Consider the following 19,022-nt stretch of genomic DNA (forward strand, 5'->3'; position numbering starts at 1 on the left):
AACTATTGGAGCATATGTTTAGATAGTTAGAGGAAAATAGGAGTTTAATCTGCAAGGTTGCTCCTTATTTTCAAATATGTGGAGTTTATTACTCTTCATTTTAATTTTTTAGGTAAGCTTAGCTCCCAAGGGAGCTAAGCTTAAAAATATATTGACCTAAACTATATTTAAGGTCGCTCACCCTGCCCCAAACGGCGTTCAATATCGTCCAGTACATTTGGCAAGTCTGCGACACTATCAATCACATAGTGAGCACCCGAAGCATTCATTTTTCGATAGGCTTTATCTTTTAGCACAATCTGTTCATCAGTCGATAATGCACTCCACTCTTCATAGCTTAAACCGACTTCATTGCCGCTAATCGCAAGTCCTACAGTCCAGCATCCCGCATTTAAACCTTCATCAATACCCACCACGGTATCATCCACTTTTACAACAGTTTTGATGTCTGATACATCAAGTTGAATTAAGTTTTTCCATAACATTTCAGGATATGGACGACCAAATTTCACGTCACTGGCAGTAACAATACAGTCCGGTCGATAGCCCTGATCGGCAGCATCTTTAACCAATCGTCCAATCATCATTGATGCATAGCCCGTGTTACTGCCGATTTTTGCACCGCGGCCTTTAATATTTTCAAAAGTCGCCAATGCACCCGGAATTAAAGCAGAACATGTTGGAATCGATTTTAATTGGTAAGGAATAAAGTCTTTATATAAACGGTCAATATCTGCCTCTGTTGCAGCCTGCCCATATACTTCCTGCCATGCTGCTGCTACACGCGGCATTTTTAAAACAGCAGCTATATGGTCGCGTTTTTCCAAACCCATTGGTGCACGAGCTTCTTCAATCGTAATTTCAACTTTATTGTCTTTAAATAAAGCCATAAAAGCCAAAATAGGTGCGCGTGAGCCAAAATCTACTGTTGTGCCAGCCCAGTCAAAAACAACAGCCTGAATTTGTGTATTGTTCGTCTTCATGATGTATTAACCTTTAATTTAAATGATTTAAAAACTATGCTGGTACAGCGTTCTGTAAATGGTTCTTGCAGTAGCTGGCAATTGCAGCAAGAAGCCCTTCAATATCTTGAACATAAACTTCGCCAATATTGCCAATACGGAAGCAGTTGAGGTCGGTAACTTTGCCCGGATAAATTACATAGCCTGAATTTTTCAAGGTTTCGTAAAATGACTGAAAGCTAAATGTTTCAACTGTCGGGTAAAGGAATGTCGTGATAATTGGTGATTGAGGTGCTTGATTGCCTAATACCAATTCAAAACCAAGCTGTTGCATACCTTGAGATAAGGTTTGCTGGTTTTGTAAATAACGTTGATAACGTGCAGCAACTCCGCCCTCTGCCTCAAGCTCAAGCAAGGCTTGGTAAAATGCACGTACTACATGGGTTGGCGAGGTAAAGCGCCATTTACCGTTATGCTGCTCCATTGTGTTCCACTGGTCATATAAATCGAGGCTGACCGAACGTGCCAAACCTTTACACGCTTCTAGGCAATCACGTTTCGCCAAAATAAAACCAAAGCCCGGCACACCTTGAATACATTTATTCGCACTTGAAATCAGAAAATCAATTTCAAGCTCTGCGATATCGATTGGCACACCGCCAAATGAACTCATCGCATCTACAATCCAGATTTTTCCTGCCGATTTAACTAAACGGCCAATGTCTTGAATCGGGTTTAAAATTCCCGTGGTGGTTTCACAGTGCACACAAGCAACATGGCTAATAGTTTGATCTTGTAAAACACGTTCAATCTCTTGTAAATCTGGTGTTTGGGTTTCTAAATAGTTCAGCTCGATCACTTCAATATTTAGGCAACGCGCCATTTGCACCATACGTGCACCATAAGCGCCGTTATTGATAATCAAGATTTTGCCATCACGCGGAATAGCTGACCCAAGCACAGACTCCACCGCAAAACTTCCACTGCCTTGCATTAACACAGCCGTATATGTTTCAGGTTGACTGGTTGCCAAATTGACCAATCGAGAGCGGATATCTTGTACAAGCGAATTATATTCTTGATCCCAAGTACACCAGTCTTTTTGCATGGCACGGCGGACCGTCCCAGAAGTTGATAATGGACCTGGTGTCAAAAGCAGATATTTGTTTTCTAAATCCATATCGATTTGTGGTTGCATGTTCATAAGATTGCTCGTTTCGTTCACGTTAATTTCAATATACACCAATCTGGTTTAAACCAGATGACAAACTAGTAAATATTTTGTTCTAATATTTTTTTCATAAATCCAGCCCCAGTGGTCATACCTTTGCCAGCGATCGCACTCACCAGGAAGATGTTGTTCTCGGCTTCAGTGACACAGGCCATCTCATGTTCATGGGTCAGGTAATAACCATTCCAACGTTTTTGAATTGGAGGTAAAGTCAGCCCTAATTTTTCATGACAGTAGGCTTGAATAAATTGATTAATGTCTTCGCGTTGCTCAAATTGAGGTGCTTCATCAAGCGGATGGTATTCGTGACTATCACCCACAATCAGTTCACCAAATTCGTTTTGTTTAATCAGAATATGAATCCCAAATTCTTTAACAAATCCTCGTTGTGACGCTTTAATCAGCTCATCATGACTCGGACAAATTTCAAAGGCTGGATAGCGCGAAATGGATAAACCTGAATAAAGAGAAGCATTTAATTTTTGTTGAAATGGTTGAGTCAGTACCATTTGTAAACCGCAACGTTTCAGGTTCAAACTTTGCAGCAATTCTGGATATAAAATATCGATGACCTCACCGTGACAGATCAAAACTTTATTTGCCCAATAAATCTCGCCATTTGCCAGATGAACCTGACACTTTTCCTGCTGGTATTTGGTTTGTACTACACAAGCATTGGTATAGATCACCACACCTTTACTTTCAGCATATGCCAATAGTCGCTGACCGATCACATGCGGCTCTATCGAATAATCTTCCTCAAAGATTAAGCCGCCTTGGAACTGCTGCTCAGGATTCAAATATGAAAATTGTGTGGTTAGTTCTTCATGGCTGAGCAGATGAACCGGAATCTGGTACGTGCCTGCACGCTCGGCAAACTCATTTAAAACCTGCCATTCAAGTGCAGTATTGGCGAGATATACGCCTTGTCTTTGCTCAAATGAAATATCGGTTTCAGCCTGAATACGCTGGTAAAAAGAGCGTGTTTCAAGTGCATACTTTCGCCATGGTTGTTCTGGATGGGTTAATGTCGATGTTCCGACCATGCCAAAATTACGGCGAGTTGCACCTACAGGCTTAGCATTTTTCTCAAAAATACAGACTTTTAAGCCTTGCTCTTGTGCCTGTATAGCAGCGGACAAACCTAAAATTCCGGCACCGACAACAATTAAATCAAACTGTACGTTATTCATAAGACTTCCAATTTGCGAAATTTAGGATGAACAAACCCTTGCCTTGTTGAACAAAGCATTTCGTTTCAGTCGGTTAAATAAAAATTATGTTTAGCTAAACATCACTTAGTGGGAACTTTCACGCCATTGTTGGCTTCTTGCCATGATTTTTCGGGTAAACAACCAATGAATGAGTTTGACAACACATGAGGTTGTTAAAATCAAAATACTCATCGCAACAGCAGCAACCGTATCGCCTGCATCATCCATATTTAAAACGGCCACCGCCGCTAAACTGGTGTCTGGTGAATAGAGGAAAATTGCAGCCGATACGGTCGTCATGGCATTTACAAAAACATAGACCGATACATCGCATAGCGCTGGGAAACACATAGGCAAATACACTTTCCAAAAGGTTTTCCACTTCGATGTCCCTAGAGCTTGTGCTGCCTGATCAAGCTGTAGCGGAATCTGTTTAATGGCATTGGTTAAAGTCAGATGCGGTACAGTGTAATAATGCACGATGGTTGAAATCACCAAAATGGTCATGGTTCCATACAGCACATTTAACGGGTTGCTTTGCTGGTTAAAGAACAGAATATAAGCAATACCTAGAACTAGCCCCGGCACTGCAAGAGGTAATAAAACCAAAGCTTGCACATAGTTTTTAATGAGTGGATGTGCCTTAAAACGTTCAGTTAATAGTGCCACCATAAAAATAAGTGCCGTGCCCACAACCGTACTAAAAAAGGCCATACGAACCGAGTTAAAGTACGCCGCCCAACCGCCACCATCGACATATTCAAAACTGTAGTGTGCTAAGGTTAAAGACAAATCGTAAGGCCAAGACTGGATAAATGACGCCAAAATTGCCGTAAAGATAATCAGCAAAATCGAACCCGAAACTACGCCACAAAATATGCTCAGAACGACTTCAAGCTTTTTATTACGCGCAGAGATATAAGGTTTAGTCTGAAAAGATTGAAAACGTGCATGACGTTTGCTTTGTATACGGTCGAAAATAAATACGAACACTGCTGGTAGCAATAATAAGATGGAAATGACTGCACCCATGCTCATGTTTTGCTGACCAATAATCTGTTTATAGACATCAAGCGCCATCATGTTAAATGAACCACCAATGACTTTTGGAATACCAAAATCTGTTAGGACATAAATAAAAGCCACCAGACTTGCACTGATTAAGCCATAACGAATTGCAGGTAAAGTCACATGATAATGCGTCTTCCAGACATTTTTACCCAGTGACAAAGATGCTTCAATTAAACGCTGATCGACACTTCTAAAGGAGACCATCATCAGCATTAAAATTGCTGGAAATAGCCAAAAGCAATAACTGATTAAAATACCGATTGGACCATAAATCTGTACATCACCCAATAAAGGCTTGAATACACCTTGCTTGCCAAATAAATAAACCAATGCCAAAGATGGCAAAAGTGACGGTGCCAAGATTGGTAAAAATGCCACCAATTTAAAGAAGCCTTTGCCTTTAATATTGACATTGGTCAGTGCAAACGCATAAATACTGGAGAGAAAAACTGTAATGACAGTAGCAGTACAAGCGATCCACACAGAGTTAAATACGGAACTGAGTAAAGCGGAACTACCAAAGTAATTGTAAAAGTTTTCAAGTCCGACAAAGTTTTGATTTTCATCAAAAAAAGCACTTTGAAACAGCATTATTAAGGGAGCAATAATCGCTAAAGTCAAAGCAATTGCGACGCTCGCTAAAGCAATATTTGACCTTAATGAGTATTCAGTTTTTTGACGCGGCTGTGTTTTTAAAACCGCTGAAGCAGTTTCATTTAACATAGTGCATACCCTTGATCGTCAAAAACATGGATGAGCTGATTAGGTACTTTTATAAACATGAGTTCTTGCAAAGATTTGAACTTTGTATTTTCAATTTCAATTTGCAAAAGGTGTTTTGTCTGCTCAATTCCATCAATATGAATGGCGCAAAATAAACGGCGTTTTGCACCTAAAAATTCAGTGCTTAATACTTTAACTGGCAAATACAGCGATTCTTTGTCACTGCCAAAATCATCTACCAACTCGACAGCTTCGGGCCTAAAACCCATACTGTAGTTTTGCCCTGCTTTAAGTTTTTGCTGTTCCAAATTTAAAGGAATAAAACCTAAAACATTGATCTGATTCGGTACTGCACAAGTAGCTTTTAAAAAGTTCATAGTCCCAATAAACTTTGCAACGAATTGGGTTTGTGGCTTGTAATAAATATTGTGTGGCGTATCAATTTGCTCAATCACGCCATGATTCATCACCACAACACGGTCAGAAATGCTTAATGCTTCTTCTTGGTCGTGCGTCACCATAATGGTTGGCAAATTAAGCTGCGATTGAATTGAGCGAATCTTTTGTCTTAGGTTCAGACGTACCTGAGCATCAAGTGCTGAAAGCGGTTCATCTAGCAGTAAAATATCCGGGTTCGGTGCAATTGCCCGAGCGAGCGCAACACGTTGCTGCTGCCCGCCCGACAATTGATTTGGATATTTTTTTGCAATATCAGGTAACTCAATCAGCTCTAATAACTGCTGAACCCGTTGATTACGCTGTGCTTTATCCCACTTTTTTTTGTCCAAGCCAAAAGCAATATTTTCTTCAACGTTTAAGTTTGGAAATAACGCATAGTTTTGAAACACAATGCCACAGTGACGCTTTTCAGCACTCAGCAAAGTTATATCTGTTCCCTTTTTTATAACCTTTCCATAATCAGGTTTTTCAAGACCCGCAATTATGCGTAACAATGTGGTTTTACCGCATCCTGAAGGCCCTAAAAAGCTGACGAACTCGCCAGCTTTCAGGTCTAAATTAATATGTGTTAGAGCCTGAAAGTGTTGGAACTTTTTTTGAATATCCACCACTTCTAAAACTGAGGGGCCATGTTCAGGATATTTATAGGTCGTTAAAGTCGACAATAAATGCCCTGCTAACTCGGCCTTTTGGTTTTGACCTAGCAGCGATGATTGCAATGACGAAGGAATTTGCATAATGAGGCCCTTATTCAAAAGATCACTTTTCAAAACGCTTTGACCATTCAGCCAAAATACGTTCACGCTGTTCGGCCGCCCAATAAAAATCATTTTTTACAAGCAGTTGAGGAAGGTTTTTCGGGAAACTCATGGTGGTATTTTCAATACCTTTATAAGCGACCATTGAAAAGTTATGCGCATAAGCTTCATTTGCCGCTTTGCTTACCGACCAATTAATAAATTTTTGTGCGCTACTTAATTTCTTGGTTCCTTTCACAATTGCTGAGGCTTCCAGTTCCCAACCTAACCCTTCAGTTGGATAAACCACTTCCAAAGGTGCGCCATCTGCTTTTAATTTAAATGCTGGATAACCGAAAGAAATACCAATTGGAATTTCGCCTTGTGCGGCCATTTTGCAAGGTTTTGAACCAGAATGAGGATATTGCGAAATGTTTTTATCTAAAGCCTGCATATAGTCCCACGCCTGCTTTTCACCCCAGATCTGCATCCAAGCAGTCACATCTAAATACCCCGTACCGCTTGATGCCGGATTTGGCATCACAATTAGGTTTTTATAAATCGGGTTGGTTAAATCTTTCCAAGTTTTTGGAATCGGTAACTTACGTTTTTCTAATTCGACTTTATTTACACAGATTGCAGATTCCCATGCATCCATACCCGTCCAAGTCGGTACAGGTTTTTGACTTACAAATTCGGGTTTTAAATTTTGGACACCTTCAGGTTTAAAAGGCTCAAGCATGTCTTTCTTTTCCATGACCAGCAAACTGGTTAAAGCCACACCAAAAATCACATCCGCTTGTGGGTTTTTCTGCTCTGCCAAAAGTTTAGCGGTAATTACACCAGTTGAATCTCGTACCCATTTTACTTTTAGCTCTGGATAAGCTTTGTGTAATTCTTCTTGGTATTGTTTAAGCTGGTCGGCTTCCACTGCCGTATAGACGGTAATTTCTTCTGAGTTTTTTGATGTTGCTGATGAACATCCCATTTGAAAAGCGACCACCACACCTAAAACTGATGCAGTGCCAAGTTTAATTGTCTGTTGAACATACTGTTTCATCTGCAAACCATCGAATGCAATTATTTGATGATCGTATTTCAACAGGTTTATATGACAGTTTGATTAATCTGGTTTAAACCAGATTGTATTTTTATGCTCGTGCTTCGAAATGTAAATCTAAGACATCGTGTAGCCAATATTCTTGGTCAACATCTGTAATTACACCCTTTTCATTTCTGTTACTACGGCAAATATATAAACCGAGTGCACCGACATTGACATGAAGCGCTTTGGCCTGTTGTTCCGATAAAGCTGTTGGATAGAGGTTAATGTCGGCTCTGGTGATATGGCAGTTATATTCATTTGCCATCAGTAAAGTAATGGATTGCTTGAGATCATGAGTTAAAAAATCGGGAAAAAGCTCTGCATTCACACGTAAATGCTCAACCAACACAGGACGTCCATTAATACAGCGACGACGCCAAACTGAATAAATCGGATGCCCTTTTTCAACTTTTAAATGCTTGGCATCCCAAGAAGTGGCCTGAGTCAGTTCACTGGAAATCACTTCTGTAGAAGGTTCATAGCCTTGTTCAATCACAAACTGGTTAAAGTTTTTTGTCGATTGAGGGTGATAAATAATACGCGGAGAACGAACATACCAACCACGGCGGTCTAATCGATAAATCAAACCATCAGTTTCCAAAGCCAGCAAAGCTTCACGTGCAGCAACCCGAGTGGTTTGGAATTGCTCAGATAGCACTCTTTCCGATGGGAGTTTTGCGTGGGCGTCTAATACACCAGATTCAATATCGTGGGCAATTGCATCGCGAATAGGAATATATTTAGGTATGCGTGCTTGGTCCTGTTCCATACAAACTTAGAATTTATAAATAAAGAAATTAATAGCAATATACTGAAAAAATATGACAAAAGCTTTTATTAATGCTGATCTTTTAAGCAAAGCGCACCGCATCTCAGACTTTTTCCAACTAAATTTTCCTATAGAAAAAGGGCATCTATGTGCCCTTTTATCTTTTTTAATTGTTAACTTGCATGTTTAAAACTATCAATTTGCTTAATCTCATAAGGCAAACCGACATAGTTTTCGGCTAATGTAGTTTTACCCGCAATCGAACCGAGTACATAACTTAGCTCTGCTTGTTTAATCTTATGATCAAACTCACTTTCAGTTTCAAAACGATGCAACAAGTGAGTCATCCACCAAGAAAAACGTTCAGCTTTCCAAACACGTTGTAAGCATTTTTCAGAGTATTCATTTATACCTTGTTCTGAACCCTCCACATAATATTCAACAAGTGCACTTGATAAATAAGCAATATCAGAGGCAGCGAGATTTAGACCTTTTGCCCCTGTCGGTGGAACAATATGCGCAGCATCACCTGCTAAAAATAGTTTCCCGAAACGCATTGGCTCAGTCACAAAGCTACGTAACGGCGCGATACTTTTTTCAATAGAAGGTCCTGTCACTAGCTTTTCACGGCTTTCAGGGTCTAGGCGGTTTTTTAACTCATCCCAAAATTTTTCATCGGACCAATCTTCGACGTGATCAGTTAAAGGGACTTGTAAATAATAACGGCTACGTGTTTCTGAACGCATACTGCATAAAGCAAAGCCACGTTCTGACTGTACGTAAATAAGTTCATCGGCTACAGGGGGAACATCTGCCAACACCCCTAGCCAGCCAAACGGATAAACTTTTTCAAAAGTCTTAATTTTATCTTCGGGCACGCTGGCGCGGCAGACGCCATGGTAGCCATCACACCCTGCTATAAAGTCACACTGAATTTGATAGGCTTTACCTTGGTACTCAAACTCAACTTTCGGAGCCGTGTAGAAATCTTTCACCTGTACATTTTGAGCTTCATAAAATGAAGTGAGTTGTGCTGCTTCACGGGCAGTCATTAAATCTTTAGTCACTTCGGTCTGACCATATACGGTCACTTGTTTTCCGCCCGTGAGTGCTGCTAAATCAACCCGATGCAATTCACCGTTGGTTAAGATTTCGATGCCCGAATGCGGTAATCCTTTGTCTTTTAAGTTTTGGTCAACGCCTGCTTGTTTCAGCAAGTCGACCGAAACTTGTTCTAAAATTCCTGCACGAATCCGTGAAGCCACATATTCAGCACTACGTTGCTCAACAATAATATGATCGATGCCAGCTTTATATAGAAGTTGCCCAAGCAATAACCCTGCTGGTCCAGATCCAATAATTGCAACCTGTGTCTTTAAAATATCCATAACTTCATCCTTGTTTCATCCTGACTTTTAAATTACTGGCTTTAAGTTTTGTTCACTATGTATCCAAGACGAAAATAACCGTTTATCATTTAGTTTGTCCGGATAGCGGACAGAAACAACCAAAATAACAGGAATGAATGGATGCCTTCTATCGATGCTTTTTTAGAGCACCCGACCTCGCATGAGAAAATTCGTCAAGATGACTACATTGCAGGATTAGCTAAAGGCTTGGCTTTACTGGAAGCTTTTGGAACAGATCGGCAACGGCTTAATGTCACTCAAGTGGCTGAGCGAACTGGTATTAGTCGTACAGCGGCAAGGCGTTATTTAAAAACTTTAAAATACTTAGGCTATTTAGAAACAGATGAACATTACTTTTGGTTGACTCATCGTGTGCTACGCTTTTCGAGTTCTTATTTAAGCTCTGCTCACCTGCCTAAAGTCGCTCAATCATTTTTAAATCTTTTGTGTGCACAGACATCTCTTACTTTTTCAATTGTGGTGTTAGACGATAACGAAGTCGTACCCATTGCCCGTAGCTATTTACCGCAGCAAGATAATTTACGCGTTAGCCCTTACGGTATGCATTTAGGTAACCGACTGCCTGCCCATGCCACTTCTACGGGTAAAGTATTGCTTGCTGCACTGTCTGAAGAAGCTCAACACACATGGGTAAAAACTTACGGTTTAAAGCGTTTAACCCCTTTTACCCTCATAGATGAGTCAAAGTTTTTTGAAGTGCTTAAGGGCATTTCATTATCAGATTATTGTCTTTCTAAAGAAGAACATGAGCTTGGCGTGATTGCGATTGCCGTACCCGTATTTAACGCCCAAGGTCAAGCCATTGCGGCGCTTAACTGCATGTCTCAGACCAACCGTGTACAAGAAGATTATCTGGTTCAGCAAATTTTGCCATTGCTACGCAACACGGCAAATGAACTTAGAAATTTGATTTAAATTATATAAATAAGGCCTCGTCCACTTGAACAAGGCCTTTTTTTAATATTCAAACCGAAAGTTTATTGCTCAGATTCAAACTCTTTAATTGCCTCTTTAGCAATACGAAAGCTATCTACAGCAGCAGGCACGCCACAGTAAATGGCTACTTGTAACAGCACTTCACGAATTTTCTCTTTAGGTACGCCATTTCGAAGTGCACCTTTAACATGTAGTTTTAACTCATGTGGACGATTTAAAGCCGAAATCATTGCCAAGTTAATTAAGCTGCGCTCAGGCTTACTTAATTCTTCACGTCCCCAAACAGCTCCCCAGCAATATTCAGTCACTAACTCTTGAAGAGGTAGATTAAATTCATCGGCATTATTAATTGAATTATTTACATATTCTTCGCCAAGAACTTGTTTACGGATTACTAAACCCTTTTCAAATTTTTCATTACTCATATATTCAATCCTCCAAACAAGGTGTATTTAATTTCCAGATAATCTTCAATACCGTATTTAGAACCTTCACGCCCCAAACCAGATTGTTTAATTCCACCAAAAGGCGCAACTTCATTTGAAATAAGGCCTTTATTAATTCCGACCATGCCATATTCGAGCTGTTCACTCATTCGCCAAGCACGTCCTAAATCTTTGGTATAACAATATGCAGCTAAACCAAATTCAGTTGCGTTTGCCATTTCAACAGCTTGTTGCTCGGTTTCAAATTTAAATACAGCTGCTAGTGGACCAAACGTTTCTTGGGTTGCTACATCCATATCAGCGGTAACATCTGCAATCAGTGTCGGTTCAAAAAACAATTCACCCGCTGTATGTTTTTTACCACCAATCACAAGACGACCATTTTTATCTAAGGCATCTTGAATATGTGCTTCAACTTTTTTCACCGCATTGGCATTAATTAATGGCCCAATGTCATGCCCTGCTTCTAATCCATTACCAATATTAAAGTTTTGAATTTTTTGGCTTAAGGCGGCAATAAATTTTTCATAAATGCCAGCCTGCACCAAGAATCGATTAACACAGACACAGGTTTGCCCTGCATTTCTAAATTTGGCAATGAGTGCTCCCTCAATTGCCGCATCTAAATCGGCATCATCAAATACAATAAACGGCGCATTGCCACCCAACTCTAAGGAAACTTTTTTCAAGGTTTTTGCTGAACGCTCAAACAACATTTTGCCGACGGGTGTTGAACCAGTAAAAGTAAACTTGCGGACAACATCACTTTCAAAAATCGCATCACCAATATGAACCGCATCGCCCGTAATCACACTAAAAATTTCAGCAGGCACGCCGGCTTGTACAGCTAAGTCTACTAAAGCCAAGGCAGTAAAAGGTGTTTCAGGTGCCGGTTTTACAATGCAAGGACAACCTGCCGCCAATGCTGGAGCAACCTTACGCGTAATCATGGCAGCCGGAAAATTCCAAGGTGTAATCGCTGCAACGACACCAATAGGCTGTTTATTTACAACAATACGAGCATCGGGATATGGGCTTGGAATAATATCGCCATACACTCGTTTCGCTTCTTCGGCAAACCATTCAATAAAACTGGCAGCATATAAAATTTCACCTTTGGCTTCGGCTAAAGGCTTTCCTTGCTCACTTGTTAAAATAAAAGCCAAGTCATCTGCATTTGAAATAATTAAATCAAACCATTTTTTTAAAATAATTGATCGATCTTTTGCTGTTTTATTTTTCCATAGCGGCCAAGCTTCTTTGGCAGCTTCAATGGCACGCTCGGCTTCAGCCTTACCCATATTTGGGACAGTACCAATCACTTCTAATGTCGCCGGATTTAAAATTTCGGATGTTTGTTGATGGTCTGCATCGCACCACTTTCCAGCAACAAAGGCTTGCTGACGAAATAAAGCGAGTTCATTAAGCTGCATGATCATTATCCTGTTGAGATCTTCTGCATTGATAGTGGAGCGATAGATAAATTAAATAGCTCACCATCAACTTTGTATTATGGCATACCAAAAATTAATTTAAAAAAATTTTCGGTATGCCCGAATGTTTAAATGTTTTTAGAAATAATAAAACAGCGTTAAGTTAAGCAACTTATTCCACTGGTTATCATCCCCTTGTGCCAATGAATCTTGAGTCCCACCAATGAACGGGTCATTTTTACTCATGATGTATTCAGCCACCAAAGATAGCTGTTTATGGTCAATAGACACACCAATAATATTACGGATCGAATCTTTCATATTGTCCTGATCTTTATCGTACTGACTGTACATAAAGTACGGCGTAATGTTTCCGATCTGCTTAACATTTTTGAAAGAGTAGCCCACATCTGCGGTATAGAACTTACCTTTGTTCGCGACATAATATTCAGTGTCGTAGGAACCCATGAGTGACTGATTAGGATTGAGCTGATCCTGATTAGTTACATCATTTTTACCACCTGTAAGGGTCACATTAAAATTGCCATAATTGGCTTTACCAAAAAGTGCCCATGCATGACGACGGCCATCACTCGAAGCGGCTTTATTTTCAATATCTGATGTCCAATATGAACCACCGAGCTGTGTGCTTAAACCATTAATTCCAAGATTTACATCTTGAGTCACTCGGCCCACCCACATGTTTTTTTCTTGCAAATCGGTTTTATTCGGATCGTCTGAACTCACGTAGTTTGCTGTATAGCGACCTGAATCTTGGGTAGAACCTGTGTAGTTTCCACCATCTACCGCAAAATACCCCACATCAAATTTGGTTGCTGTCGGCAATTCAAAGTGATAGTTCAAACCAAGATTATGAACATCCTCTAAACCTGCGGTTGTGCTCATACTTCCATATAGACTATTGCCCCAGAAACGTCCCGGCCCAAATGGAATCGGCTGAACACCTGCCACCACCTGATCTGTTTTATTTAATTTGTATCCCACATAACCATCAACCAACGTAGAAAAATCACATAGACGGTCATATTGATAACAACGATATTCCGCATGGCCAAATAACGGTCCACGCTCGTAGTCCAGTTTTAACTGCGCAGCATCAAAACGAATTTTTTGATCAGAAGCAGATTCTCCATAGTGTTTATCTTGATAGTTAGCGCGAACATAACCTGATACGGTGAGCTTACCGTATTCACCATCGGTATCTCCAAAACTTACACCTGCGTAACTTGGATAAATTACGGCTATCAATGCTGCGCTTAGAGCCGCTTGTAAATAGCTTTTTTTCATTGTGGAATTCCTTTCACTACAATGCTTATTGAGGTAATTTTGCGTTTAATGCGGGAGCTGAACATTTAATCTTTCCTAGATTAAAGACGTAATACACCACCAGACTCACCACCAATCCAATGACCCAAGAAATATCCGCATCCGGAATTACATCGGCCAATGCACCTGTGAAAAACGCATTTTTTAAGAATGGAATTTGTACCGCGATCCCAATGAAATAAGCCGTAAGCGCTTTTGCATTAAATTTGCCATAAATACCGCCATCACGTGCAAAGATGGATTGAATGTCATAAGACTTTTTATTCACGACATAGAAATCTAGTAAATTAATAGATACCCATGGCACCAAAATAAATAACAGCGCAAAAATCACATTCAAGAAGAAACTAATAAAGTTACTTGATGCCCAAAGTGCCGTTAAAGTCGCTAGAACTAACACAATGATTGATAACACGACTCGGATATTTCGGCTTGGCATCCACTGCCCTGCAAAAGTCTGAATTGAGGTAATACAGGAAAGAACCGCACCGTAGAGGTTCATGGCATTGTGACCAATGATATTGCATAAGAACAAAATCATAAGGACATAGCCGAACAGCCCAGTACCTGACTTTACTGCTTCCATGGCATCTGCCGTTGAGCCAATACTGACCGCAATCGTCCCAAATGCCATCGCAAAAATGGTTCCTAACGATGCGCCTAAATAGGTAAAGATAAATGGCTTATAAATACCAATCGACTTCGGTAAATATCGTGAATAGTCTGAGGTATAAGGTGAGAAACTAATTTGCCATACCGCACACAAACCAAACATGGCAAACCAGCCTTTCATATTGAAAGAGCCTTTAGCGAGTACATCTGCATTAATATGCGGCACCATAATCATGAGGCCGATGAGCAACGAACCACCCATAAACCAAGTTCCAATTTTATTGAACTTATGAATAAAGTGGTAACCGATCACACCAATTGTGGTTGCTGCAATTGCGCCAATCACGGTCGCGGTCGGCACTGGAATGGCAGGAACAACGGTATGCAGGGTTTTGCCTGACAAAATAATGTTAGAGATGAAAAAACCTAAATAAATGAGGGTGGTAAACAGTACAACTAGCAATGCCCCATAACGCCCGAACTGTGCGCGGCTCTGAATCATTTGTGGAATGCCGACCTGCGGACCTTGTGCAGAGGTTAAGGCCAGAATTGCTGCACCAAAAAAATGTCCGCAGCAGATCGCAAGCAATGCACTTACAATATTGAGGTTAAAGGTTAAAATTGACATTGCACCCGTAATCACGGCAAGCGGTGCAATATTGGTACAAAACCATAATGTGAATAGATCGCGAACTTTCCCATTACGTTCAGAGGGAGCAACATAATCAATGGAATGACTTTCGATAGCGAAAGCATTATTGCTATTTTCGTTTTGGCTCATATCCTTAATCTCTCTTTGAGGAATTCATTTCCTCAACATCAAAAAATCTGCCCAGCCAAAGTCATTTCAATATGACTCGGCTTCATCTTTTTATTTCCTTTTACAAACAGCTGATTTCTCTGTTTGTGTTGTTTTAGCCAAGAAAAAGGTAAAGCCAGTCCAATCAATACTTGATTAAGCATCGATACATCTAGTTTTACGTTTTCAACTATTAAAGCTTTAGGCGATTACTGGGTTTGACTGATTCATTTTTTCATCCTTGAAATTAAAATCCCGTTATATTTTCATACCTCAAGTCATGACTTATCTCATGACAAATGGGTCATCAATTGGCTCATCTGAGGTACGTAACCAAACTGTTTTGGTGGCGGTGTAATCTAAAACCGCATTTGCGCCACCTTCCCGACCATGTCCCGAAAGCCCATGTCCACCAAAAGGTGCAAGTGGTGAAACAGCGCGGTAAGTGTTTAACCAAACAATTCCCGACCCAATGACTTTGGTCATACGGTGCGCACGGCTTAAATTGGTGGTGAAAACGCCTGCCGCCAGCCCATAAGGCGTGCTATTGGCTTTTTGCACAGCTTCCGCTTCATCTTTGAAACTATCTACCGATAAAACAGGACCAAATAGTTCTGTGGTAATGCAATCTGCTTGAGGTGCATCGGTGCAATCTAAAATGGTCGGTGGATAGTAATACCCTGCTCGCTCAAGGCTTTTACCGCCAGTAAGAAGTTTTGCGCCTTGCTGGATTGAACTTGCAACGACTTGCTCGATTTTTTGGCGTTGGCGTAAGGTACAAAGCGGTCCAAACTCGGTTGCCATTTCATGAGGTAAACCAATTTTTATGGTTTGTACACGCTCAACCAAACGCTGAACAAATTCATCTTTAATGCTTTCTTCAACCAGTAAGCGTGAACCTGCTACACAACTCTGCCCTGTTGCAGCAAAAATAGCAGCGACCTGAGCATTTACCGCACTTTGGATATCTGCATCAGCAAATACAATAAATGGAGATTTGCCACCTAATTCGAGTGAAACTTTTGCAAGATTTTCAGCCGAGTTACGTACAATGTGTCTTGCCGTTTCTGGACCACCTGTAAACGCAACATGAGCAACGTCCGGATGGCTACTCAGCACGGCGCCACATTCAGGCCCGAAACCGGTAATTACATTGACCACTCCAGCCGGAAAACCCGCTTCATGGACCAATTTAGCAAAAGCCAATAATGGCCCAGGACCATCTTCAGAGGCTTTTAACACGACTGTACAACCTGCCGCTAAAGCTGGGCCGACCTTCACTGCCGATAAAAATAACTGACTATTCCAAGGAACAATTGCAGCAACCACACCTACTGGTTCACGAACAATCCACGCTTGCATGTCTGCCTTATCAATCGGTAGAAAACTACCCTCTAATTTGTCGGCAATACCAGCATAGTAGCGATAATATTCAGCGACATAGGCAATCTGGCTCGATGTTTCACGAATAATTTTGCCCGTGTCACTGGTTTCAATTTGAGCCAATTTCGGTGCAGCTTTTTCAATTAAATCAGCCAGTTTATAAAGCAATTTACCGCGTTGTGAAGCAGTTAAACCTGCCCAAGCCGGTGCTTTTAACGCATCAGATGCCGCCTGCACTGCTCGATTGACTTCATCGCTTCGAGCTTCCGGCATGTGTGCCCAGACTTCACCTGTTGCAGGATTAATACTTTCAAAAGTCGCTGCACCAGATTCAAACTGACCATTAATATAAAGCTGAAAATCTGCTGTCATGATATTCGCCTCTATGCAAATGCCGGCATAACTTCATTGATCATACGTTCTAATGAGGCTTTTTTACGTTCAAAGCTCATGCCCGTATCAATCCAGAAAGAATATTCGTTATAACCCATCGCTTCATAAGCTTTTAAGCGGTCAATTACTTCTTGGGCTTGCCCAATCACGTTATTTTTGCGCATCGCTTCAGGTGTATAAAAAGGATGTGCAGCAATTTCTTCAGCACTTAAAGGGGCGATTAAACCTTGATTAATTTCACGCTCATTTTTAAACCAAGCGCCGAAATAGTTATAGAAGGTATTGATTTCATCTGCTGCCAGTTGAGCATCTTCTTCACTATCTGCCACATAGGTATGGCGAAGTAACATAATTTCAGGGCGCTGAATTTCATTGAACTTTTCGCAAGCTGCATTGAAATGCCCCATGAGCTTTTCAACTTCTTCGTCACCTAAATGCAAAGGCGTTACCTGTACATTACAGCCATTTTGCACAGCAAATTCATGGCTATTCGGATCACGGGCAGCAACCCAAATTGGTGGATGCGGTTGTTGAAGCGGTTGAGGTGCTGAAGTGGTTTTTGGAAACTGCCAAAATTCACCGTTATGCTCATAATCGCCTTTCCAAAGGTTTTTAATGGCAGGAATCATTTCACGTAAACGCTGACCTGCACTCCATGCATCCATACCCGGAACCATACGTTCATATTCAAACGAATAAGCACCGCGAGCAATACCAATATCTAAACGGCCATTGGTAATAATGTCGGTCATTGCAGCTTCACCTGCAAGTTTAATCGGATGCCAGAATGGTGCTACTACCGTGCCAGTACCTAAACGAACATTTTTGGTTTTATTGGCTAAATCGACCAGATTTAAAAATGGGTTGGGTGCAATGGTAAAGTTCATGGCATGGTGTTCGCCTGTCCAAACCGCATGCATACCGCCACGGTCTGCAATCTGACAAAGCTCAATCATTTCATCATAAAGCTGCTTCTGGGTTTGCTGATCAGAAACACGTTCCATATGCACAAATAATGAAAAACGCATGATTAAACTTCCTCTTTAACGATTTGACGAACTGTACCTGTTGTCTGATTTCCATAATAAACACCATACGTTTTCAGATGGTTTTCTTTGCGATAGCGCATCAGCATACTTTCTAAAGCGCTGTCTACAAACTCTAGCTTTTCAAGATCATTTAAATCGACAAACTGACCTTTGGTGGCTTGAGCTACGGGTGTGTTGCATAAAAATGAAATATATTGCTGCTGGTTTTCAACGTTTTCATATACAGAGTAAATGAAGTTGGCAGAAGCATCTGGCTGATATTCTGCAAAGATTTTCTCAAGCGCTTTATCGGCACCGTCTTTATCTACCATCACATGTGGAATAGTCCATTTATGATCGGCAGTTTCTTCAAGTAAAATGGTATTTTCATGACCAATAATCGCACTCATCACCACTTTAGGACCAGAAATGACCTCGGCAGAAAGTTTGGCTGGAGTAAAATATCCACCACGATAATAACCAAGACCTGCAAAACCTGTCGAAGCAAAATCTTCAACTTTACCAATTAAAATGGCATGGTCACCTGCATCGACAACCTGGTAAGTTGTACAGTCAAACCATGCACTCACATGATCGATGAGTGGGTTTTGGCAAGCACTTTTTGACCATGAAAGATTTGCAAAACGGTCTTCGCTTGGACGAGCAAATGTATTCGAAACATCTTTTTGCTCTTCTGCCAAAATATTGATTGCAAAATGAGTGGTATTTGCAAAGTTATGATAATTGCTTGATGTCTTGGCAATACTCACTAGAAGTAAAGCTGGGTCCAAAGACACCGAAGCAAAAGAGTTCGCTGTAAAGCCAAGTGGCGTTCCATCTTCTTTACAGGTTGTGACCACGGTAACGCCCGTCATAAATGAACCGAACGCATCGCGTAGTTCACGTATTTTATTAATAGTATCCATTTCACTCATTGTTATATT

The 19,022-nt window shown here is 40.8% G+C and carries 17 protein-coding genes; 1 reads left to right on the plus strand and 16 read right to left on the minus strand.

Annotated elements, in window-relative coordinates:
• Positions 1-167: 167 nt before the first annotated feature.
• The 8 genes from phnX to pobA form a co-directional block, all read right to left on the minus strand.
• Positions 168-983: a phosphonoacetaldehyde hydrolase gene (gene phnX, locus SOI81_RS10340; RefSeq protein WP_151962553.1), complete on the minus strand. Its 816-nt coding sequence runs from the start codon at positions 981-983 to the stop codon at positions 168-170.
• 34 nt (positions 984-1,017) lie between these two features.
• Positions 1,018-2,205 carry a 2-aminoethylphosphonate--pyruvate transaminase gene (gene phnW / locus SOI81_RS10345; protein WP_320541581.1) on the minus strand — a complete coding sequence of 396 codons (1,188 nt, stop codon included), beginning with the start codon at positions 2,203-2,205 and terminating at the stop codon, positions 1,018-1,020.
• Between the two features lie 26 nt (positions 2,206-2,231).
• Complete coding sequence (gene msoX, locus SOI81_RS10350) at positions 2,232-3,386, minus strand: TIGR03364 family FAD-dependent oxidoreductase (RefSeq protein WP_320540654.1); 1,155 nt, start codon at positions 3,384-3,386, stop codon at positions 2,232-2,234.
• A 105-nt stretch (positions 3,387-3,491) separates the two neighbouring features.
• Complete coding sequence (gene fbpB, locus SOI81_RS10355; protein WP_320540655.1) at positions 3,492-5,201, minus strand: putative 2-aminoethylphosphonate ABC transporter permease subunit; 1,710 nt, start codon at positions 5,199-5,201, stop codon at positions 3,492-3,494.
• On the minus strand, positions 5,195-6,397 hold the full coding sequence (locus SOI81_RS10360) for an ABC transporter ATP-binding protein (protein ID WP_320540656.1): 1,203 nt from the start codon (positions 6,395-6,397) through the stop codon (positions 5,195-5,197). The genes fbpB and SOI81_RS10360 overlap by 7 nt, the downstream gene beginning before the upstream one ends.
• A gap of 22 nt (positions 6,398-6,419) precedes the next feature.
• On the minus strand, positions 6,420-7,457 hold the full coding sequence (locus SOI81_RS10365; protein ID WP_320540657.1) for a putative 2-aminoethylphosphonate ABC transporter substrate-binding protein: 1,038 nt from the start codon (positions 7,455-7,457) through the stop codon (positions 6,420-6,422).
• A 91-nt stretch (positions 7,458-7,548) separates the two neighbouring features.
• Positions 7,549-8,271 carry a UTRA domain-containing protein gene (gene yvoA, locus SOI81_RS10370; protein WP_224991628.1) on the minus strand — a complete coding sequence of 241 codons (723 nt, stop codon included), beginning with the start codon at positions 8,269-8,271 and terminating at the stop codon, positions 7,549-7,551.
• A 173-nt stretch (positions 8,272-8,444) separates the two neighbouring features.
• On the minus strand, positions 8,445-9,659 hold the full coding sequence (gene pobA, locus SOI81_RS10375; protein WP_262455908.1) for a 4-hydroxybenzoate 3-monooxygenase: 1,215 nt from the start codon (positions 9,657-9,659) through the stop codon (positions 8,445-8,447).
• Between the two features lie 141 nt (positions 9,660-9,800).
• Here pobA and pobR point away from each other — a divergent pair, with 141 nt between their 5' ends.
• A complete protein-coding gene (pobR, locus tag SOI81_RS10380; RefSeq protein ID WP_320540658.1) occupies positions 9,801-10,616 on the plus strand; it encodes an IclR family transcriptional regulator PobR in 816 nt (271 codons plus the stop codon).
• Positions 10,617-10,678: 62 nt separating this feature from the next.
• Here pobR and SOI81_RS10385 read toward each other — a convergent pair whose 3' ends face one another.
• The 8 genes from SOI81_RS10385 to tgnA all read right to left on the minus strand — a co-directional run bounded on the left by SOI81_RS10385 (position 10,679) and on the right by tgnA (position 19,013).
• Positions 10,679-11,062: a carboxymuconolactone decarboxylase family protein gene (locus SOI81_RS10385; RefSeq protein WP_320540659.1), complete on the minus strand. Its 384-nt coding sequence runs from the start codon at positions 11,060-11,062 to the stop codon at positions 10,679-10,681.
• Positions 11,059-12,516, minus strand: coding sequence for an NAD-dependent succinate-semialdehyde dehydrogenase (locus SOI81_RS10390; RefSeq protein ID WP_320540660.1), 1,458 nt, complete (start codon positions 12,514-12,516; stop codon positions 11,059-11,061). The genes SOI81_RS10385 and SOI81_RS10390 overlap by 4 nt, the downstream gene beginning before the upstream one ends.
• 138 nt (positions 12,517-12,654) lie before the next feature.
• Complete coding sequence (locus SOI81_RS10395) at positions 12,655-13,824, minus strand: hypothetical protein (protein WP_320540661.1); 1,170 nt, start codon at positions 13,822-13,824, stop codon at positions 12,655-12,657.
• Between the two features lie 25 nt (positions 13,825-13,849).
• Positions 13,850-15,256: a purine-cytosine permease family protein gene (locus SOI81_RS10400; RefSeq protein ID WP_000081159.1), complete on the minus strand. Its 1,407-nt coding sequence runs from the start codon at positions 15,254-15,256 to the stop codon at positions 13,850-13,852.
• Between the two features lie 38 nt (positions 15,257-15,294).
• Entirely contained in the window at positions 15,295-15,438 is a 144-nt protein-coding gene (locus tag SOI81_RS10405) for a hypothetical protein (protein ID WP_204084769.1), read from the minus strand.
• A gap of 121 nt (positions 15,439-15,559) precedes the next feature.
• Entirely contained in the window at positions 15,560-17,029 is a 1,470-nt protein-coding gene (tgnC, locus tag SOI81_RS10410; RefSeq protein ID WP_320540662.1) for a (Z)-2-((N-methylformamido)methylene)-5-hydroxybutyrolactone dehydrogenase, read from the minus strand.
• Between the two features lie 11 nt (positions 17,030-17,040).
• Positions 17,041-18,078: a flavin-dependent trigonelline monooxygenase oxygenase component gene (tgnB, locus tag SOI81_RS10415; RefSeq protein WP_004793333.1), complete on the minus strand. Its 1,038-nt coding sequence runs from the start codon at positions 18,076-18,078 to the stop codon at positions 17,041-17,043.
• Between the two features lie 2 nt (positions 18,079-18,080).
• Positions 18,081-19,013, minus strand: coding sequence for a flavin-dependent trigonelline monooxygenase reductase component (gene tgnA, locus SOI81_RS10420; protein ID WP_061874540.1), 933 nt, complete (start codon positions 19,011-19,013; stop codon positions 18,081-18,083).
• Positions 19,014-19,022 lie beyond the last annotated feature (9 nt).

The sequence above is a fragment of the Acinetobacter pittii genome (assembly GCF_034067285.1).
Lineage (GTDB): Bacteria > Pseudomonadota > Gammaproteobacteria > Pseudomonadales > Moraxellaceae > Acinetobacter > Acinetobacter pittii_E.